Origin of the sequence: Cellulomonas aerilata (assembly GCF_007991755.1) — a bacterium.
Taxonomy (GTDB): domain Bacteria; phylum Actinomycetota; class Actinomycetes; order Actinomycetales; family Cellulomonadaceae; genus Pengzhenrongella; species Pengzhenrongella aerilata.
Window position 1 is genome coordinate 47,237 of sequence record NZ_BJYY01000009.1, and the last position, 16,484, is coordinate 63,720.

Sequence of the window (16,484 nt, forward strand, 5' to 3'; positions counted from 1 at the left end):
CGGTGCGCCGGGCCCTAGGCTCGCCGCCATGACTCGCGTGCTCGTGCTGAACGGACCCAACCTCGGCCGGCTGGGGGTACGGGAGCCCGAGGTCTACGGGGCGGCGTCGTACGACGACCTCGTGTCCGCTGCCGGCGCATGGGGCACCGAGCTCCACCTCGACGTGGAGGTGCGCCAGACCGACGACGAGTCGGAGATCGTCCACTGGCTGCACGAGGCGGTCGACTCGCGCGTCCACGTGGTCATCAACCCCGCCGCGTTCACGCACTACTCGTACGCGCTGCGGGACGCCGCTGCGCAGGTGACGACCTCCGGGCTCCTGCTCGTGGAGGTGCACCTGTCTAACCCCGCGGCGCGCGAGGCGTTCCGCTCGCACTCCGTCGTCGGGCCCGTCGCGACGGGGACGGTCGCCGGCTTCGGCTTCGACTCCTACCGCCTCGCCCTGCAGGCCGTCGCGCAGCGTCTGACCGCTTGATCCGATTGCAGCAACAAGGTTCCGACATGGTGGAGCGAGGAACCAGACTCTAGCCTTGTCGACGTGCTCGTGATGACGGTCGACCAGATCGGCAGCCGTCGCGTGGGGGACCGCGTGGACGACCTGCTCGAGACGCTCGCTCAGCACCTGGCCCGGGAGCCCGGACGGCGTCCGGTCCGCGCGTTCGAGCGCACCGTCGGCGACGAGGTGCAGGCGGTGCTCGACGACGCCGTGCTCGTCGTCGAGCTCAGTGCGGCCATCCTGCGCACCGGGGGCTGGAGCGTCGGGATCGGCGCCGGACCGGTGGTCGAGCCGCTGCCGGCGTCCAGCCGGGCGGGTTCGGGGGACGCGTTCGTGCTCGCCCGCGCGGCGGTCGAGCGGGCCAAGACCCGCCCCGGCGGTGTCGCGGTCGCCGTCGTCGGCAGCGACCCCGTCCCCGCCGCAGACGCCGAGGCGGTCCTCACGCTGCTGGGCGCCGTGGCGTCCCGGCGGACGGCGGCCGGGTGGCAGGTCATCGACGCCGTCCGGGACGCCGGCGCAGGGGCTCGTCAGGGGGAGGTGGCCCGGCGCCTCGGGGTCACCCAGCAGGCGGTGAGCCAGCGCCTGCGCACGGCCCTGTGGGCGGAGGAGCTGGCAGCCCGGCCGCTCGCGGCGCGGCTGCTGCGGGCCGCCGAGGGCACCCGGGTGCTCGGCGCGTGAACCGCCGCCCCTGCGTCGGCAGGCTAGGATCGACGGCGGTCTGCCGGGCGCCGAGTGCGCCGGCACGCATGCACCCCCTCGACGAAAGCAGCCATCGTGGCCACCACCAACGACCTGAAGAACGGCACCGTCCTGCGCATCGACGGTCAGCTCTGGACCGTCATCGAGTTCCAGCACGTCAAGCCCGGCAAGGGTGGCGCGTTCGTGCGCACCAAGCTCAAGAACGTCCTCTCCGGCAAGGTCGTCGACAAGACGTTCAACGCCGGCCTGAAGGTCGAGACGGCGAACGTCGACAAGCGCGACATGCAGTACCTGTACAAGGACGGCACGGATTACGTGTTCATGGACACGGACAACTACGACCAGCTGCACGTGTCGGAGACGACCGTCGGCGACGCGTCGAACTTCCTGCTCGAGAACCAGAGCGCGATGGTCGCCACCAACGAGGGCATCCCGCTGTACGTCGAGCTGCCGCCGTCGGTCGTCCTGGAGATCACCTACACCGAGCCCGGCCTGCAGGGTGACCGCTCCACCGGCGGCACGAAGCCGGCGACGCTCGAGACCGGCCACCAGATCCAGGTCCCGCTCTTCCTGGAGACCGGCACCCGGGTCAAGGTCGACACCCGCGACAGCAGCTACCTGGGCCGCGTGAACGACTAAGTGGGTGCCCGGACCAAGGCGCGCAAGCGCGCCCTCGACGTCCTCTTCGAGGCGGAGCAGCGTCAGCGGGACCCGCTGACGCTGCTCGCCGAGCGGATCGCCGAGCCCGGCACCGAGGCGGCCCTGCCGCAGTACTCCGTGGACATCGTCGAGGGCGTCCTCGCCGAGCGGCCCCGCATCGACGAGGTGCTGTCCACGCACTCCCACGGCTGGACGCTCGAGCGCATGCCGGCCGTCGACCGCGCCCTGCTGCGCATCGGCACCTGGGAGGTCCTCTACAACGACGAGGTGCCCGACGCCGTCGCGGTGGACGAGGCGGTCGAGCTCGCCCGCACGCTGTCCACCGACGAGTCCCCGACCTTCGTCAACGGCCTGCTCGGCCGGATCGTCGACCTCAAGCCGACGCTGCTCGCCTGACCGGTCCCGACCGGCCTGTCCGGTCTTGCCCGGTCGGCACCTCCGGCAGGAGCGGTCCCTACCGCTCGGCGGGCCGGGGGAGCCGGACCGGCCCCGGACGGCCCGCCGCCGGCCGCCCGAGGAGGAACCCCTGCAGCTTCGGCACGCCGAGGGCGACCAGCGCGTCGAGCTGCTCGAGGGTCTCCACGCCCTCGGCCACGACGTCCAGCCGGTAGGCCTGCGCCAGGCTGACGATCGCGCGGACCACCGCTGCGCCCTCGTCCGTCGTCACCGCGTCGACGAACGCGCGGTCGATCTTCAGGACGTCGACCGGCAGCGTCGCGAGCCGCGCGAAGGAGCTGTAGCCGGTCCCGAAGTCGTCGATCGCGATCCGCGCGCCGAGCGCGCGCAGACGCGTGAGCGACTCCAGGACGTGCGGCATGTCCTGCAGCAGCGCGCTCTCGGTGATCTCGAGGGTCAGCCGGCCCCAGTCCCCGCGGCCCCAGTCGGCGACGACGTGGTCGACGAAGGACGGCTCCGCGAGCTGGCGTGCGGCCACGTTGACCATGACGGGGAGACCCATCCGCCGCGAGCCGCCCCTGGCGATGCCCACGATCGTGCGGCCGATCGGGACGATCAGCCCGGTGTCCTCCGCGAACGGCAGCCACTCACCGGGCATCCGCAGCCGTCCGCCGTGCTCCCACCTCGCAAGGGCCTCGACGCCGACCACCTCGAGCGTCCGGGCGTCCACGACGGGCTGGTAGTGCACGGTGAGCTCGTTGCCGACCAGGGCGACGTCGAGCTCGCGCCGCAGCTCCTCCTCGGCCTGCATGCGGGCGCGGAGCGCGTCGTCGAACACGACGACGCCGGACCGGGTGCGCTTGGCCTCGAGCATCGCGGCGTCGGCCTGGCGCAGCAGGTGCTCCGGCGCGCCGGCCGACTCGGGGCACCACAGGGCGATGCCCACCGACAGCAGCGGGACCGCGCGGTCCGGCACGCCGGTCGACAGGCCGCTCCGGATGCGCCACGCGAGGTCGCGCAGCGCCTCCGGCGGCCCCGGTTCCGCCAGGACGACGACGAGCTCGTCGCCGCCGAAGCGCGCGACGACGCCGTCCTCGCCGGCCGTCGCCCGCAGGTGGCGGCCGGCGTCCGTGAGCAGGCGGTCGCCCCAGGCGTGGCCGTGCAGCTCGTTCTCGATCTTCAACCCGTCGAGGTCGCAGAAGAGGACCGCCAGCTGGTGGTTGCGCTCGGACGCGGTGCGGATCGCCGCGGCGAGGTGGCGCTCGAGCGCATGCCGGTTGGGCAGCCCGGTGAGGGAGTCGACGAACGCCGCCTGCCGCAGGTCCCGCGCCAGGGTGATCCGCTCGGCCGCGCTGGAGACCAGGCGGGCCAGGTCGTCGAGGAACCCGGCGGCCCGCGGGTCGGTCGACGCCCCGTCGGCACGCTCGAACGTGGTGACGAACCGACCGCAGGGCAACGGGCGGGTCGTGCCGGCGACCGTCGGGTCGCCGAGGTGCCGGCGCGCGATCGTCTCGGCCTGCTGCAGCAGGCCGTCGGGCTCGGTCGCCACCGACGCCGCGCTGCTGGCCTCCGAGAGCGCGTCCCGCAGCGCGTGCTGCCGACGGGTCTCGCGATCCACCGTGGCGAGGCGCCCCAGCCCGACGGCCGTCAGGCCGGCCACCAGCGGCAGCGTCCAGGTGACCGTCAGGGGGTGCGTCCAGGGACCGACCGGCGCCAGGTAGGGGAGCGCCAGGAGCGCGACCGACACCAGCCCCGTCCCGCCGATGACGACCGACGCGCGCCGGTCGTCCGTGCTCCGCAGCGCGCGCAGCAGATAGCCGACGACGACGAGCAGCGGCAGGAAGAACGTCGGGACCGCGAGCGGACCGCGGACGCTGCTCGCCCCCGTGGAGGCGACCACGACCAGGTCCGTGGTGAGCCACACGACGGCGCGCAGCGCGAAGGCGGCCGCTGCGGCGAGCACCCAGGCACGGACCGGCGGCCCACCCGTGAAGGCGGCCACGGTCGGCAGCGCGAGGACCACGCAGGTCGCCAGCACCTGCGCCCGGGCGAACATGACGACGTCGTACGCCGTCCCGGGCGGCAGGACCGACAGGGCGACGTTGACGGCGAGCAGGACCCCGATCGCCGCCGTCCACGCCAGCAGCCAGCCCGAGCCGCTGCGCCCGCGGTCGTTGCGCCACCAGATGGCCTGCAGGAGGCACAGGCCTGCGACCAGGCCGGCCGCCACGCTCTGCGTGACGACGGCGACGAAGGAGACGCTCACGGGCATGGGACGAGTATCAGTCATCAAGCCCATGACTGGAGTCCTGAAGGACTGCACAAGCCGGCGCGTCGCCCGCACGGGCGCCAGGTCCACCCGATCGAGCCACCCGTCCGGAGCAGCACCGGAGCCGTCGACGGTCGACCACCGGGTGCCCGCTGGGCGGACGCCCGTCCAGCTGCACGGTCACCGGCGGGTATCGTCGGCGCCGACAGACATTCCTTTAAGGCCCGTCCTGTGAGGCGGGGAAGGAGGTCGCCGGATGACGTCCGGCCCTGCTGTGCCCACGACCGTGCTGGGCGCTCCCGAGATCGGTCGAGCGCTGACCCGCATCGCCCACGAGCTCCTCGAGCGCAACAAGGGTGCCCACGACCTCGTCCTGCTCGGCATCCCGACGCGGGGCCTGCCGCTCGCCGAGCGCCTCGCGCGCCGCCTCGCCGCCGTCGAGCCGGGCCTGGACCCGCTGGCGCTGGTCGGGGTCCTCGACGTGACGATGTACCGCGACGACCTGTCCCGGCACCCCACCCGGCCGATCGGGACCACCCGGCTGCCCGCAGGCGGCATCGACGGCAAGGTGGTCGTGCTGGTCGACGACGTCCTGTACTCCGGCCGCACCATCCGCGCCGCGCTCGACGCGATCAACGACCTCGGCCGCCCGCGTGCGGTGCAGCTGGCCGCGCTCGTCGACCGTGGGCACCGCGAGCTGCCGATCCGCGCGGACTACGTCGGCAAGAACCTGCCCACGTCCCAGGCCGAGCGGGTCCGGGTGCTGCTGGACGAGACGGACGGCCGCGACGCCGTCCTCATCGAGGCGACCCGGTGAGGCACCTGCTCTCCACCGGTGACCTCGACCGCGACGCCGCCGTCCTGATCCTCGACACCGCGGCGCAGATGGCCGCCACCCAGTCGCGGGAGATCAAGAAGCTCCCCACCCTGCGCGGCCGGACGGTGGTCAACCTCTTCTTCGAGGACTCCACCCGCACCCGCATCTCCTTCGAGACGGCCGCGAAGCGGCTCTCCGCCGACGTCATCAACTTCTCCGCCAAGGGCTCGAGCGTCTCCAAGGGCGAGTCCCTCAAGGACACCGCCCTGACGCTGCAGGCCATGGGCGCCGACGCCGTCGTGATCCGGCACCAGGCGTCCGGGGCTCCGCACGTCCTGGCCCGGTCGGGGTGGGTGGACGGCGCTGTCGTGAACGCCGGCGACGGCACGCACCAGCACCCCACCCAGGCGCTGCTCGACGCCTACACGATCCGCCGGCACCTGGTCGGCGGCGCGGGCGCGAGCGACCCCGCCGGTCGCGACCTGGACGGCCTGCACGTGGCGATCGTCGGCGACGTCCTGCACTCGCGCGTCGCCCGCTCCAACGTGCAGCTGCTCACCACGCTCGGTGCCCGCGTCACGCTGGTGGCGCCGCCCACGCTGGTGCCGGTGGGCGTCCAGCAGTGGCCGTGCGACGTGTCCTACCACCTGGACCCCGTGCTCGCGGACGGGGCGCCCGACGCCGTCATGATGCTGCGCGTCCAGCGCGAGAGGATGGGCGCCGGGACGTCCGCGGGCGGGTTCTTCCCGACGCCGCTGGAGTACACGCGGAACTACGGCCTGGACCAGCGCCGCCTGGACCTGCTGCCGGACCACGCCGTCGTCATGCACCCCGGCCCGATGAACCGGGGGCTGGAGATCTCCGCCGACGCGGCGGACTCGCCGCGTGCGGTGATCGTGGAGCAGGTGGCCAACGGCGTCGCGGTGCGGATGGCGGTCCTGTACCTGCTGCTGGCGGGGGAGACGCACGAGGAGAGGACGGGGATCGCGTGAGCGGCTCGACGAGGTACGTGCTGCGGGGGGTCGCGCCGCTCGGCGGTGACCCGGTCGACCTGCTGCTGGCCGACGGCGTCATCGCCGCGGCGGGACGGGGCGACATCCAGGCGGCGCTCGACCGCGACGCCGCAGCGGGGTCGCCCGTCGTGGAGGTGGACGGCGCCGGCCTGGTGGCCCTGCCGGGCCTGGTCGACCTGCACACCCACCTGCGCGAACCCGGCCGCGAGGACGCCGAGACGGTCGGGTCCGGCACGCGCGCCGCCGCCCTGGGCGGGTTCACGGCCGTGCACGCGATGGCGAACACGTCGCCGGTCGCCGACACCGCCGGCGTCGTGGAGCAGGTGTGGCGGCTGGGCCGCGACGCCGGCTGGGTTGACGTCCACCCCGTCGGCGCGGTCAGCATCGGCCTGGACGGCGAGCACCTCGCCGAGCTCGGCGCGATGGCTGCCTCCGCCGCCCGGGTCCGCGTCTTCTCCGACGACGGCCGGTGCGTCCACGACCCGGTGCTGATGCGCCGCGCGCTGGAGTACGTCAAGGCCTTCGACGGCGTCGTCGCCCAGCACGCGCAGGAGCCGCGCCTGACGGTCGGCGCGCAGATGCACGAGGGGGTGGTGTCCGCCGAGCTCGGGCTGACGGGCTGGCCCGCGGTCGCGGAGGAGGCGATCATCGCCCGCGACGTGCTGCTCGCCGAGCACGTCGGCTCGCGGCTGCACGTGTGCCACCTGTCCACCGCCGGGTCCGTGGAGCTGATCCGCTGGGCCAAGTCCCGCGGCATCGACGTCACCGCCGAGGTCACCCCGCACCACCTGCTGCTGACCGACGAGCTCGCCCGCGACTACGACCCGGTCTACAAGGTCAACCCGCCGCTGCGGACGCAGGCCGACGTCGACGCCGTCCGCGACGGCCTGGCGGACGGGACGATCGACATCGTCGCGACCGACCACGCCCCGCACACCCGCGAGGACAAGGACTGCGAGTGGGCCGCGGCGGCCATGGGGATGACCGGCCTGGAGACGGCGCTCTCCGTCGTGCAGGAGACCATGGTGGAGACCGGCCGCATGACCTGGGCGGACGTCGCCCGGGTGCTGTCCGAGGCGCCCGCGCGGATCGGGCGCGTCACCGACCACGGCCGCCCGCTGACCGTCGGCGAGCCGGCGAACCTCACGCTCGTCGACCCGGCGGCGCGCACCACCGTCGTCCCGGAGCGGCAGGGCACGGCGAGCGTCAACTCCCCGTTCCGTGGGCGCGAGCTGCCCGGCCGGGTGGTGGCGACCTTCCTGCGCGGACGCGCGACCGTCCTGGACGGGCACGCCGTGCCCGCCCCGTCGGCGACCGCCCCCGCGTCCGGCGAGGTGCGCTGATGCCCCCCGCCGTGACCGTCGCGCTGCTGGCCGCGGCCGGCGTCGCCGCGCTGTGGGGCATGCGCAGCGGGTGGCAGCGCCGCGGGGAGCGGACGGCCGCCGCGGTGCCGGACCTGCCCGACGTCCCCGCCGCGGACGACAGGTCCCTCGGCGCCGCCCGCACCGCACCGATCGAGGGCACGTACGTCTCGAGCACCGTCTCCGGTGACTGGCTGGAGCGCGTCGTCGCGCAGGACCTGGGCACCCGGTCGGCCGCCGTGGTGCAGGTGTTCGACGCCGGCGTCCGCATCGAGCGTCCGGGCGCGCGCAACCTGTTCCTCCCGGCCTCCGCGCTGCGCGCCGCCGGGACCTCGGGCGGCATGGCCGGAAAGTACGTGGGCGGCCAGGGCCTGGTGGTCCTGACCTGGCAGCCCCCCGCGAGCGGCGCCGCCGCGCTCGACACCGGCCTGCGGCTGCGCCGCTCGGCCGACCGCGAGCCGCTGCTGACCGCCGTGCGCGGCCTCATCGACCACACGGACGCCGGCGACCGCACGGCCGGCCCGGACGACGCCGGCACCGACACGGCCGGCCCGAACGACGCCGGGGCTCCCGGCGGCGGCGACAAGGAGACAGCGTGACCGAGCAGACCGCCCGCGCGGCGGGCCCCGCCGTGCTCGTCCTGGAGGACGGGCGCGTGTTCACCGGGCGCGCGTACGGCGCCACCGGCCGCACGGTCGGCGAGATCGTCTTCAACACCGGCATGACCGGCTACCAGGAGACGCTCACCGACCCCTCCTACCACCGGCAGATCGTCGTCATGACGGCGCCGCACGTCGGCAACACCGGCGTGAACGACGAGGACGACGAGTCCACCCGCATCTGGGTCGCCGGCTTCGTCGTCCGCGACCCCGCCCGCCGCGCCTCGAGCTGGCGCTCCACGCGGGACCTGGACTCCGAGCTCGCCGAGCAGGGCGTGGTGGGGATCAGCGCGATCGACACCCGTGCGCTGACCCGGCACCTGCGCGAGCGCGGCGTCATGCGCGCCGGCATCTTCTCCGGGGACGCGCTGGCCGGACGCGACGGCAGCGCCCGTCCCGTCGCCGAGCTCCGCGCCGAGGTCGAGGCCGCACCACGGATGGCCGGCGCCGACCTGGCCGGCGAGGTCTCCACCGGCACCGCGTACGTCGTGCCCGCGCTCGGCCCGGACGGGGAGCGCCTGGCGACCCCGGTCGCCACCGTCGCCGCGGTGGACCTGGGGATCAAGTCCAACACCCCCCGCTCGCTCGCCCAGCGCGGCGTCGAGGTCCACGTGCTGCCCGCGACCGCGACCATCGACGAGGTGCTCGCGACCGGACCGGACGGGGTGTTCTTCTCCAACGGCCCCGGGGACCCCTCCGCCGCGACGCACGAGATCGACCTGCTGCGCGACGTCCTGGACCGGCGGATCCCGTTCTTCGGCATCTGCTACGGCAACCAGCTGCTCGGCCGGGCGCTGGGGTACGGGACCTACAAGCTCGCCTACGGCCACCGCGGGGTGAACCAGCCGGTGATGGACCGGACCACCGGCAAGGTGGAGATCACCGCGCACAACCACGGCTTCGCCGTCGACGCCCCGCTGGACGGCGAGAGCGTCGCCCCGCACGACGGCGGCCGCTACGGCCGGGTCGTCGTCTCCCACGTGGACCTCAACGACGACGTCGTGGAGGGCCTGTCGGCCCTGGACCTGCCGGCCTTCTCGGTGCAGTACCACCCCGAGGCCGCCGCCGGACCGCACGACGCCGCCTACCTGTTCGACCGCTTCCTGGACCTCATGCAGCAGGGCGCGCCCTCGGCCGCCCCCACCACCCCGAAGGACGCCCACTGATGCCCCGCCGCTCCGACATCGCCAGCGTCCTGGTCATCGGCTCGGGCCCGATCGTCATCGGGCAGGCCGCCGAGTTCGACTACTCCGGCACCCAGGCCTGCCGCGTCCTGCGGGACGAGGGCCTGCGGGTGATCCTGGTGAACTCCAACCCCGCGACGATCATGACCGACCCCGAGTTCGCCGACGCCACCTACGTCGAGCCGATCACCCCCGAGGTGATCGCCTCGATCATCGCCAAGGAGCGCCCCGACGCCCTGCTGCCCACCCTGGGCGGGCAGACGGCGCTCAACGCCGCCATCGCGCTGCACGAGAACGGCGTCCTGGACGAGTACGGCGTCGAGCTGATCGGCGCGAACATCGCCGCCATCCACCTCGCCGAGGACCGCCAGCTGTTCAAGGGCGTCGTCGAGCGCTGCGGCGCGGAGTCGGCCCGCTCGTTCATCACGCACACGCTCGACGAGGTGCTCGCCGCCGCCGACGAGCTGGGCTACCCCCTGGTGGTGCGGCCCTCGTTCACCATGGGTGGTCTGGGCTCGGGCATCGCCTACGACGAGGCCGAGCTGCGGCAGATCGCCGGGCAGGGCCTGCACTACTCGCCGACCACCGAGGTGCTCCTGGAGGAGTCGATCCTCGGCTGGAAGGAGTACGAGCTCGAGCTCATGCGCGACCGCGCGGACAACGTCGTCGTCGTCTGCTCCATCGAGAACGTCGACCCGGTCGGCGTCCACACCGGCGACTCCGTCACCGTCGCCCCCGCCCTGACGCTCACCGACCGCGAGTACCAGCGGATGCGGGACATCGGCATCGCGGTGATCCGCGAGGTCGGGGTCGACACCGGCGGCTGCAACATCCAGTTCGCGGTGCACCCGCAGACCGGCCGGGTCGTGGTCATCGAGATGAACCCGCGCGTGTCGCGCTCGTCGGCGCTGGCGTCCAAGGCGACCGGGTTCCCGATCGCCAAGATCGCCGCCCGCCTGGCCGTCGGCTACACGCTGGACGAGATCCCCAACGACATCACCGCCGTCACCCCGGCGTCGTTCGAGCCGACCCTGGACTACGTCGTGGTCAAGGTACCGCGGTTCGCGTTCGAGAAGTTCCCGGCCGCCGACCCGACCCTGACCACCACCATGAAGTCGGTCGGGGAGGCGATGGCCATGGGCCGCAACTTCGCCGAGGCGCTCGGCAAGGCGCTGCGCTCCATCGACACCCGCGGCGCCGACTTCCACTGGCTCGGCGACCCGCTCGCCGGGGACGAGCTCGACCGGGTGCTGGCGACGATCTCCCGTCCCACCCAGGGCCGGCTCGTCGACGTCCAGCAGGTGCTGCGCGCCGGGGTGCTGCTGGAGGACGTCCACGCGCGCACGGGCATCGACCCGTGGTTCCTCGACCAGCTCCAGCTCGTCAACGAGGTCGCCGCCGAGACGGCGGCCGCGCGCGACCTGACCCGCGACGTCCTGCTGCACGCGAAGCGGCACGGGCTCTCCGACCGGCAGATCGGCCAGCTGCGCGGCATGCGGGAGGACGAGGTCCGGCTCGTGCGGCGCACGCTCGGGCTGCGGCCCGTCTACAAGACGGTCGACACCTGCGCCGCTGAGTTCGCGGCCACGACGCCGTACCACTACTCCACCTACGACGAGGAGACGGAGGTCGAGCCGCGCGAGCGCCCGGCCGTCCTGATCCTCGGCTCGGGCCCCAACCGGATCGGCCAGGGCATCGAGTTCGACTACTCGTGCGTGCACGCCGCGCTCGCCCTCAAGGGCGAGTACGAGACCGTGATGGTCAACTGCAACCCCGAGACGGTGTCCACCGACTACGACACCGCGGACCGGCTGTACTTCGAGCCGCTGACGCTCGAGGACGTGCTGGAGGTCTACGACGCCGAGCTGGCCGCCGGTCCGGTCGCCGGCATCATCGTCCAGCTCGGCGGCCAGACGCCGCTGTCCCTGGCGCAGCGGCTGGCGGACGCCGGCCTGCCGATCCTCGGCACGACGCCCGAGGCGATCGACCTCGCCGAGGACCGCGGCGCGTTCGGGCGCGTGCTCGCCGCCGCCGGCCTGCCCGCACCCGCGTTCGGCACCGCGACGTCCGCCGACGAGGCCCGCCAGATCGCCGCGTCGATCGGGTTCCCGGTGCTCGTGCGGCCCTCGTACGTCCTGGGTGGCCGCGGCATGGAGATCGTCTACGACGACGCCCAGCTCGAGCAGTACGTCGGCAAGGCGCTGGAGGAGGCACCGGCCGGGTTCGCATCTGCGCCCCTGCTCATCGACCGCTTCCTGGACGACGCCATCGAGATCGACGTCGACGCGCTGTTCGACGGTGAGGAGATGTTCCTCGGCGGGGTCATGGAGCACATCGAGGAGGCCGGCATCCACTCCGGCGACTCCGCGTGCGTCCTGCCGCCGGTGACGCTGTCGACCGGCGAGCTCGACCGGATCCGCCGGTCCACCGAGGCCCTGGGCAAGGGCATCGGCGTCAAGGGGCTCCTCAACGTGCAGTACGCGCTGGTCAGCGACGTGCTGTACGTCCTCGAGGCCAACCCGCGCGCGTCGCGGACCGTGCCGTTCGTCTCCAAGGCGACGGGGGTGTCCCTGGCCAAGGCCGCGGCGCTGGTGATGGCCGGCCACACCATCGCCGACCTGCGCGCGTCCGGGGTGCTGCCCGAGGCCGACGGGGGAGTGCTCGACCTCGACGCCCCGATCGCGGTCAAGGAGGCGGTCCTGCCGTTCAAGCGGTTCCGCACGACGGACGGCACCGTCGTGGACACCGTCCTGGGGCCGGAGATGCGCTCGACCGGCGAGGTCATGGGCTTCGACGTGGACTTCCCGACGGCGTTCGCCAAGTCCCAGGCCGCGGCGTACGGCGGGCTGCCGACGTCCGGCACGGTGTTCATCTCGGTCGCCGACCGGGACAAGCGCGCGATCGTCTTCCCGATCAAGCGGCTCGTCGAGCTCGGGTTCCAGGTGCTCGCGACCGAGGGGACGGCCGGGGTCCTGCGCCGCAGCGGCATCCCGTCCCGGGTCGTCCGCAAGTACTCCACCGGTCGCGGTCCGGCCGGCGAGCCCACCATCGTCGACCTCATCCGGTCCGGCGAGGTCGACATGGTGGTCAACACCCCGTCCGGGCAGGGTGCCCGCGCCGACGGCTACGAGATCCGCACAGCCACCACCGCGGCGGACAAGGCGATCGTCACCACCGTCCAGCAGCTCGGCGCCGCCGTGCAGGGCATCGAGGCGGCGCTGGCCGGGCCGTTCGCCGTCACCAGCCTGCAGGAGCACGACGCCGCCCGCGCCGCGCGGCTGGGCACCCTCGCGGGGACCGGGGCGTGAGCGCAGCCGGTCCCGCCGCCACCGCGGGGGAGCGCCCGTCGTTCGGCGCCCGGCTCACGCGCGCCATGGACGCCGACGGGCCGCTGTGCGTGGGCATCGACCCGCACCCGGGGCTGCTGCACGCCTGGGGCCTGCCGGACGACGCCTCGGGCGTGCGCGAGCTGGCGCTGCGGGTCATGGACGCCGTCGGCGGGCGGGTGGCCGCCGTCAAGCCGCAGTCCGCGCTGTTCGAGCGGCACGGCGCCGTCGGCGTCGCGGTGCTCGAGGAGGTCGTCGCCGCCGGACGGGCGACGGGGACCCTGGTGATCGTCGACGCCAAGCGCGGCGACATCGGCTCCACCATGGCCGGGTACGCGGACGCCTACCTGCGCGACGGCTCGCCGCTCGCCGGCGACGCGCTGACCGTGTCCCCGTACCTCGGGTTCGGGTCGCTGTCCCCCGCCGTGGAGGCCGCCGCGGCGACCGGACGTGGGCTGTTCGTGCTCGCGCTGACGTCCAACCCGGAGGGTGCGAGCGTCCAGCACGCGGTCGGGCCGGACGGTCGCAGCGTGGCCCGGGTGGTCGCCGAGGAGGCGGCCGCTCTCAACGCCGCCGAGCTGGGGCGGGCGGACGCCACCGCGGAGCCCCGGTCGGCGCGCGCGGTGCTGGGGTCCACCGGCCTCGTCGTGGGCGCCACCATCGGCGACGCGGCCCGGCGGCTGGGCGTCGACCTCGCCGCCGTCGGGGGACCGCTGCTGGCGCCCGGCGTCGGGGCGCAGGGAGCCGGGCCGGCCGAGCTGGCCGACGTCTTCGGCGCCGCCCGTGGCGCGGTGCTGGCGTCGTCGTCCCGCGGGGTGCTCGCGGCCGGCCCGCAGGTCGCCGCGCTCCGGGCAGCGGCCCTGCGTGCGGCGGCCGACGCGGCCGCCGCACTGGCCTGAGGTCGACCCGGCGCGCGCCCGCGCCGCACCGGACCCGCACCTGACCTGCGGAGAGACACACCGCGGGGCCGGTGCGCGCGATTGCCGTCGACCCCCCTGGTCGCTAGGTTCGACAGACGACCCCGCCCACGACGATGAGGTGACCACGCGTGGCCCTACCGCCGCTCACCCCCGAACAACGCACCGCAGCGCTGGAGAAGGCTGCCGCGGCCCGACAGGCCCGAGCCGAGGTGAAGAACCGCCTCAAGTACTCCCAGGGCTCGCTCTCGGAGGTGATCGAGCAGGGCCGCACGGACGACACCATCGGCAAGCTCAAGGTGGTCGCCCTCCTGGAGTCGCTGCCCGGCGTCGGCAAGGTCAAGGCCCGCGCGATCATGGCCGAGGTGGGGATCTCCGAGACGCGGCGGGTCCGCGGCCTCGGCCCGCACCAGGCCAAGGCGCTCGTCGACCGCTTCGGCTGACCGCACCCGCGCCCGGCACCACCTGCGCGCCCCGGCACCATCCGCCCGCACGTCACCCTCAGGAGCACCGCACCACCCATGACGACGACGCCAGCCCGGCTCACCGTTCTCGCCGGACCGACCGCCGTCGGCAAGGGGACCGTCTCCGCCGACGTCCGCGCGCGGTACCCCGACGTGTGGCTCTCGGTCTCCGCGACCACGCGCGACCCCCGACCGGGGGAGGTGGACGGGGTGCACTACCACTTCGTCTCGACCGAGCGGTTCGACGAGATGGCCGAGCGCGGCGAGCTGCTGGAGTGGGCGGTCGTGCACGGACGCAACCGCTACGGCACGCCCCGCCGGCCGGTCGAGGAGAAGCTCGCCGCGGGGGAGCCGGCGCTCCTCGAGATCGACCTGCAGGGCGCCCGGCAGGTGCGGCAGACCATGCCCGGGGCCCTGTTCGTGTTCCTCGCGCCGCCCACGTGGGAGGAGCTGGAGCGCCGGCTGGTGGGCCGCGGCACCGAGGGGCCCGAGGAGCGCGCCCGCCGGCTCGACACCGCGAAGGTGGAGCTCGCCGCGGAGTCCGAGTTCGACGTGACGATCGTCAACGACGACGTGCACCGGGCGACGGACGAGCTGGTCCGGACCATGGGTCTGGCGACCCGGTAGACTCGGCCCCGACTTCCCCCCACCTCCAGGAGGACCACCGTGTCCGGAACCGTTGCCGAGCCCGTCGGCATCACCGACCCGCCGATCGACAAGCTGCTCGAGAGGGCCAGCTCCAAGTACTCGCTGGTCGTCTACTCGGCCAAGCGCGCGCGGCAGATCAACGCGTACTACTCCCAGCTCAACGAGGGCCTGCTCGAGTACGTCGGCCCGCTGGTCGAGACCCGCCCGCAGGAGAAGGCCCTGTCCATCGCGATGCGCGAGATCAACGACGGCCTGCTGACCGCCGAGCACAACGAGCCGACCGGCGCCTGACCCGCCCGTGCGCATCCTCCTCGGCGTCGCGGGCGGGATCGCCGCCTACAAGGCGGTCCTGCTCCTGCGCCTGCTGCGTGAGGCCGGGCACGACGTCCGCGTCATCCCGACCCACGCAGCCCTCGAGTTCGTCGGGCGGCCCACCTGGGAGGCGCTGTCCGGTCACCCGGCCACGCCGGAGGTGTTCGAGGACGTCGAGCACGTCCCGCACGTCTCCCTGGGCCAGGGCGCGGACCTCCTCGTCGTCGCGCCCGCCACCGCGGACCTGCTCTCGCGAGCGGCGACCGGCCGGGCGGACGACCTGCTGACCAGCACGCTGCTGACGGTCCGCTGCCCGGTGCTCCTCGCCCCGGCGATGCACACCGAGATGTGGGACCACCCGGCGACCCGGGCGAACGTCGCCACGCTGCGCCAGCGGGGCGTGCACGTCCTGGAGCCTGCCTCCGGACGCCTCACCGGCAGCGACACCGGCCCGGGACGCCTGCCCGAGCCGGCCGAGATCGCCGCGGCCGCGCTGGCGCTGGTGCGCCCGGGCGACGCCGGCTCGCACGCAGCCGCGGCCGGGACGGACCCGGCCCGCGCGCAGGACCTGGCCGGACGCCATGTGGTGGTGTCCGCCGGCGGCACCCGCGAGCCGATCGACCCGGTCCGGTTCCTCGGCAACCGCTCCTCGGGCCGTCAGGGCCTCGCCCTGGCCCGGGCGGCCCGTGCCCGCGGCGCCCGGGTCACCCTGGTCGCCGCCAACGTCACGCTGCCGGACCCGGACGGCGTCGACGTCGTCCACGTGGAGTCCACCGCCGAGCTGCGCGACGCGGTCCACGCCGCCGCCAAGGACGCCGACGTCGTGGTGATGGCGGCCGCCGTCGCCGACTTCCGTCCCGCGAGCACAGCCGGGCACAAGATCAAGAAGCGTGACGACGGCGTGGTGGCCCCGATCGCCCTCGAGGCGAACCCGGACGTCCTCGCCGAGCTCGCCGGGGAGCTGCGGCGCCCGGGCCAGGTCGTCGTCGGGTTCGCGGCGGAGACCGGCGACGACGCCGGCGACGTGCTCGAGCACGGCCGGCACAAGGCCCGGCGCAAGGGTGCCGACCTGCTCGCGGTGAACGCCGTCGGCGGCGGCCTCGGCTTCGGGACCGCGGACAACGAGGTGACGATCCTGGACGCGTCCGGCGACGTGGTCGGGCGTGCCGCGGGGTCCAAGGACGTCGTCGCGGACGGCCTGCTGGACGCCGTCGTGCACCTGCTCTAGGCACCCCGCTCGTCCCGGGTGCACCCGCGAACGGC

16 protein-coding genes are annotated in these 16,484 nt (G+C 74.2%); 15 read left to right on the forward strand and 1 reads right to left on the reverse strand.

All coding sequences use genetic code 11. The features are described 5' to 3' along the window. Nucleotides 1–28: 28 nt before the first annotated feature. The 4 genes from CAE01nite_RS05765 (at nucleotide 29) to nusB (ending at nucleotide 2,251) form a co-directional block, all read left to right on the forward strand. On the forward strand, nucleotides 29–475 hold the full coding sequence (locus CAE01nite_RS05765; protein WP_146901316.1) for a type II 3-dehydroquinate dehydratase: 447 nt from the start codon (nucleotides 29–31) through the stop codon (nucleotides 473–475). A 72-nt stretch (nucleotides 476–547) separates the two neighbouring features. Next, nucleotides 548–1,174 carry a MarR family transcriptional regulator gene (locus CAE01nite_RS05770; protein WP_307724975.1) on the forward strand — a complete coding sequence of 209 codons (627 nt, stop codon included), beginning with the start codon at nucleotides 548–550 and terminating at the stop codon, nucleotides 1,172–1,174. A 96-nt stretch (nucleotides 1,175–1,270) separates the two neighbouring features. Further along, the gene (efp, locus tag CAE01nite_RS05775) at nucleotides 1,271–1,834 is read left to right on the forward strand and encodes an elongation factor P (RefSeq protein ID WP_146901325.1); all 564 of its coding nucleotides are present in this window, start codon (nucleotides 1,271–1,273) and stop codon (nucleotides 1,832–1,834) included. Next, the gene (gene nusB / locus CAE01nite_RS05780) at nucleotides 1,835–2,251 is read left to right on the forward strand and encodes a transcription antitermination factor NusB (RefSeq protein ID WP_146901328.1); all 417 of its coding nucleotides are present in this window, start codon (nucleotides 1,835–1,837) and stop codon (nucleotides 2,249–2,251) included. It begins immediately after the preceding gene. 58 nt (nucleotides 2,252–2,309) lie between these two features. On the opposite strand, the gene CAE01nite_RS05785 is transcribed toward nusB, so the two are convergent. Then, nucleotides 2,310–4,523, reverse strand: coding sequence for a putative bifunctional diguanylate cyclase/phosphodiesterase (locus CAE01nite_RS05785; protein ID WP_146901333.1), 2,214 nt, complete (start codon nucleotides 4,521–4,523; stop codon nucleotides 2,310–2,312). Nucleotides 4,524–4,776: 253 nt separating this feature from the next. Between CAE01nite_RS05785 and pyrR the strand changes: the two genes are divergently transcribed. From pyrR to coaBC, 11 genes are all read left to right on the forward strand, one after another. After that, complete coding sequence (gene pyrR, locus CAE01nite_RS05790) at nucleotides 4,777–5,337, forward strand: bifunctional pyr operon transcriptional regulator/uracil phosphoribosyltransferase PyrR (RefSeq protein WP_146901338.1); 561 nt, start codon at nucleotides 4,777–4,779, stop codon at nucleotides 5,335–5,337. Beyond that, nucleotides 5,334–6,329 (forward strand): aspartate carbamoyltransferase catalytic subunit, encoded by a 996-nt coding sequence (locus CAE01nite_RS05795; protein ID WP_146901341.1) that lies wholly within the window; start codon nucleotides 5,334–5,336, stop codon nucleotides 6,327–6,329. Before pyrR ends, CAE01nite_RS05795 begins: the two co-directional genes overlap by 4 nt. Beyond that, complete coding sequence (locus CAE01nite_RS05800) at nucleotides 6,326–7,693, forward strand: dihydroorotase (RefSeq protein WP_146901344.1); 1,368 nt, start codon at nucleotides 6,326–6,328, stop codon at nucleotides 7,691–7,693. The genes CAE01nite_RS05795 and CAE01nite_RS05800 overlap by 4 nt, the downstream gene beginning before the upstream one ends. Continuing rightward, nucleotides 7,693–8,310, forward strand: coding sequence for a PH-like domain-containing protein (locus tag CAE01nite_RS05805; protein ID WP_186816436.1), 618 nt, complete (start codon nucleotides 7,693–7,695; stop codon nucleotides 8,308–8,310). Before CAE01nite_RS05800 ends, CAE01nite_RS05805 begins: the two co-directional genes overlap by 1 nt. Continuing rightward, complete coding sequence (gene carA / locus CAE01nite_RS05810) at nucleotides 8,307–9,536, forward strand: glutamine-hydrolyzing carbamoyl-phosphate synthase small subunit (protein ID WP_146901347.1); 1,230 nt, start codon at nucleotides 8,307–8,309, stop codon at nucleotides 9,534–9,536. Before CAE01nite_RS05805 ends, carA begins: the two co-directional genes overlap by 4 nt. Further along, nucleotides 9,536–12,862, forward strand: coding sequence for a carbamoyl-phosphate synthase large subunit (carB, locus tag CAE01nite_RS05815; protein ID WP_146901350.1), 3,327 nt, complete (start codon nucleotides 9,536–9,538; stop codon nucleotides 12,860–12,862). The genes carA and carB overlap by 1 nt, the downstream gene beginning before the upstream one ends. Then, nucleotides 12,859–13,779, forward strand: coding sequence for an orotidine-5'-phosphate decarboxylase (gene pyrF / locus CAE01nite_RS05820; RefSeq protein ID WP_281285561.1), 921 nt, complete (start codon nucleotides 12,859–12,861; stop codon nucleotides 13,777–13,779). Before carB ends, pyrF begins: the two co-directional genes overlap by 4 nt. Nucleotides 13,780–13,928: 149 nt before the next feature. Beyond that, nucleotides 13,929–14,240 carry an integration host factor, actinobacterial type gene (gene mihF, locus CAE01nite_RS05825; RefSeq protein ID WP_146901353.1) on the forward strand — a complete coding sequence of 104 codons (312 nt, stop codon included), beginning with the start codon at nucleotides 13,929–13,931 and terminating at the stop codon, nucleotides 14,238–14,240. Between the two features lie 78 nt (nucleotides 14,241–14,318). Continuing rightward, the gene (gmk, locus tag CAE01nite_RS05830; protein ID WP_146901356.1) at nucleotides 14,319–14,888 is read left to right on the forward strand and encodes a guanylate kinase; all 570 of its coding nucleotides are present in this window, start codon (nucleotides 14,319–14,321) and stop codon (nucleotides 14,886–14,888) included. 39 nt (nucleotides 14,889–14,927) lie between these two features. Further along, nucleotides 14,928–15,200: a DNA-directed RNA polymerase subunit omega gene (gene rpoZ, locus CAE01nite_RS05835; protein ID WP_146901359.1), complete on the forward strand. Its 273-nt coding sequence runs from the start codon at nucleotides 14,928–14,930 to the stop codon at nucleotides 15,198–15,200. 7 nt (nucleotides 15,201–15,207) lie between these two features. Beyond that, entirely contained in the window at nucleotides 15,208–16,449 is a 1,242-nt protein-coding gene (coaBC, locus tag CAE01nite_RS05840) for a bifunctional phosphopantothenoylcysteine decarboxylase/phosphopantothenate--cysteine ligase CoaBC (RefSeq protein WP_146901362.1), read from the forward strand. Nucleotides 16,450–16,484 lie beyond the last annotated feature (35 nt).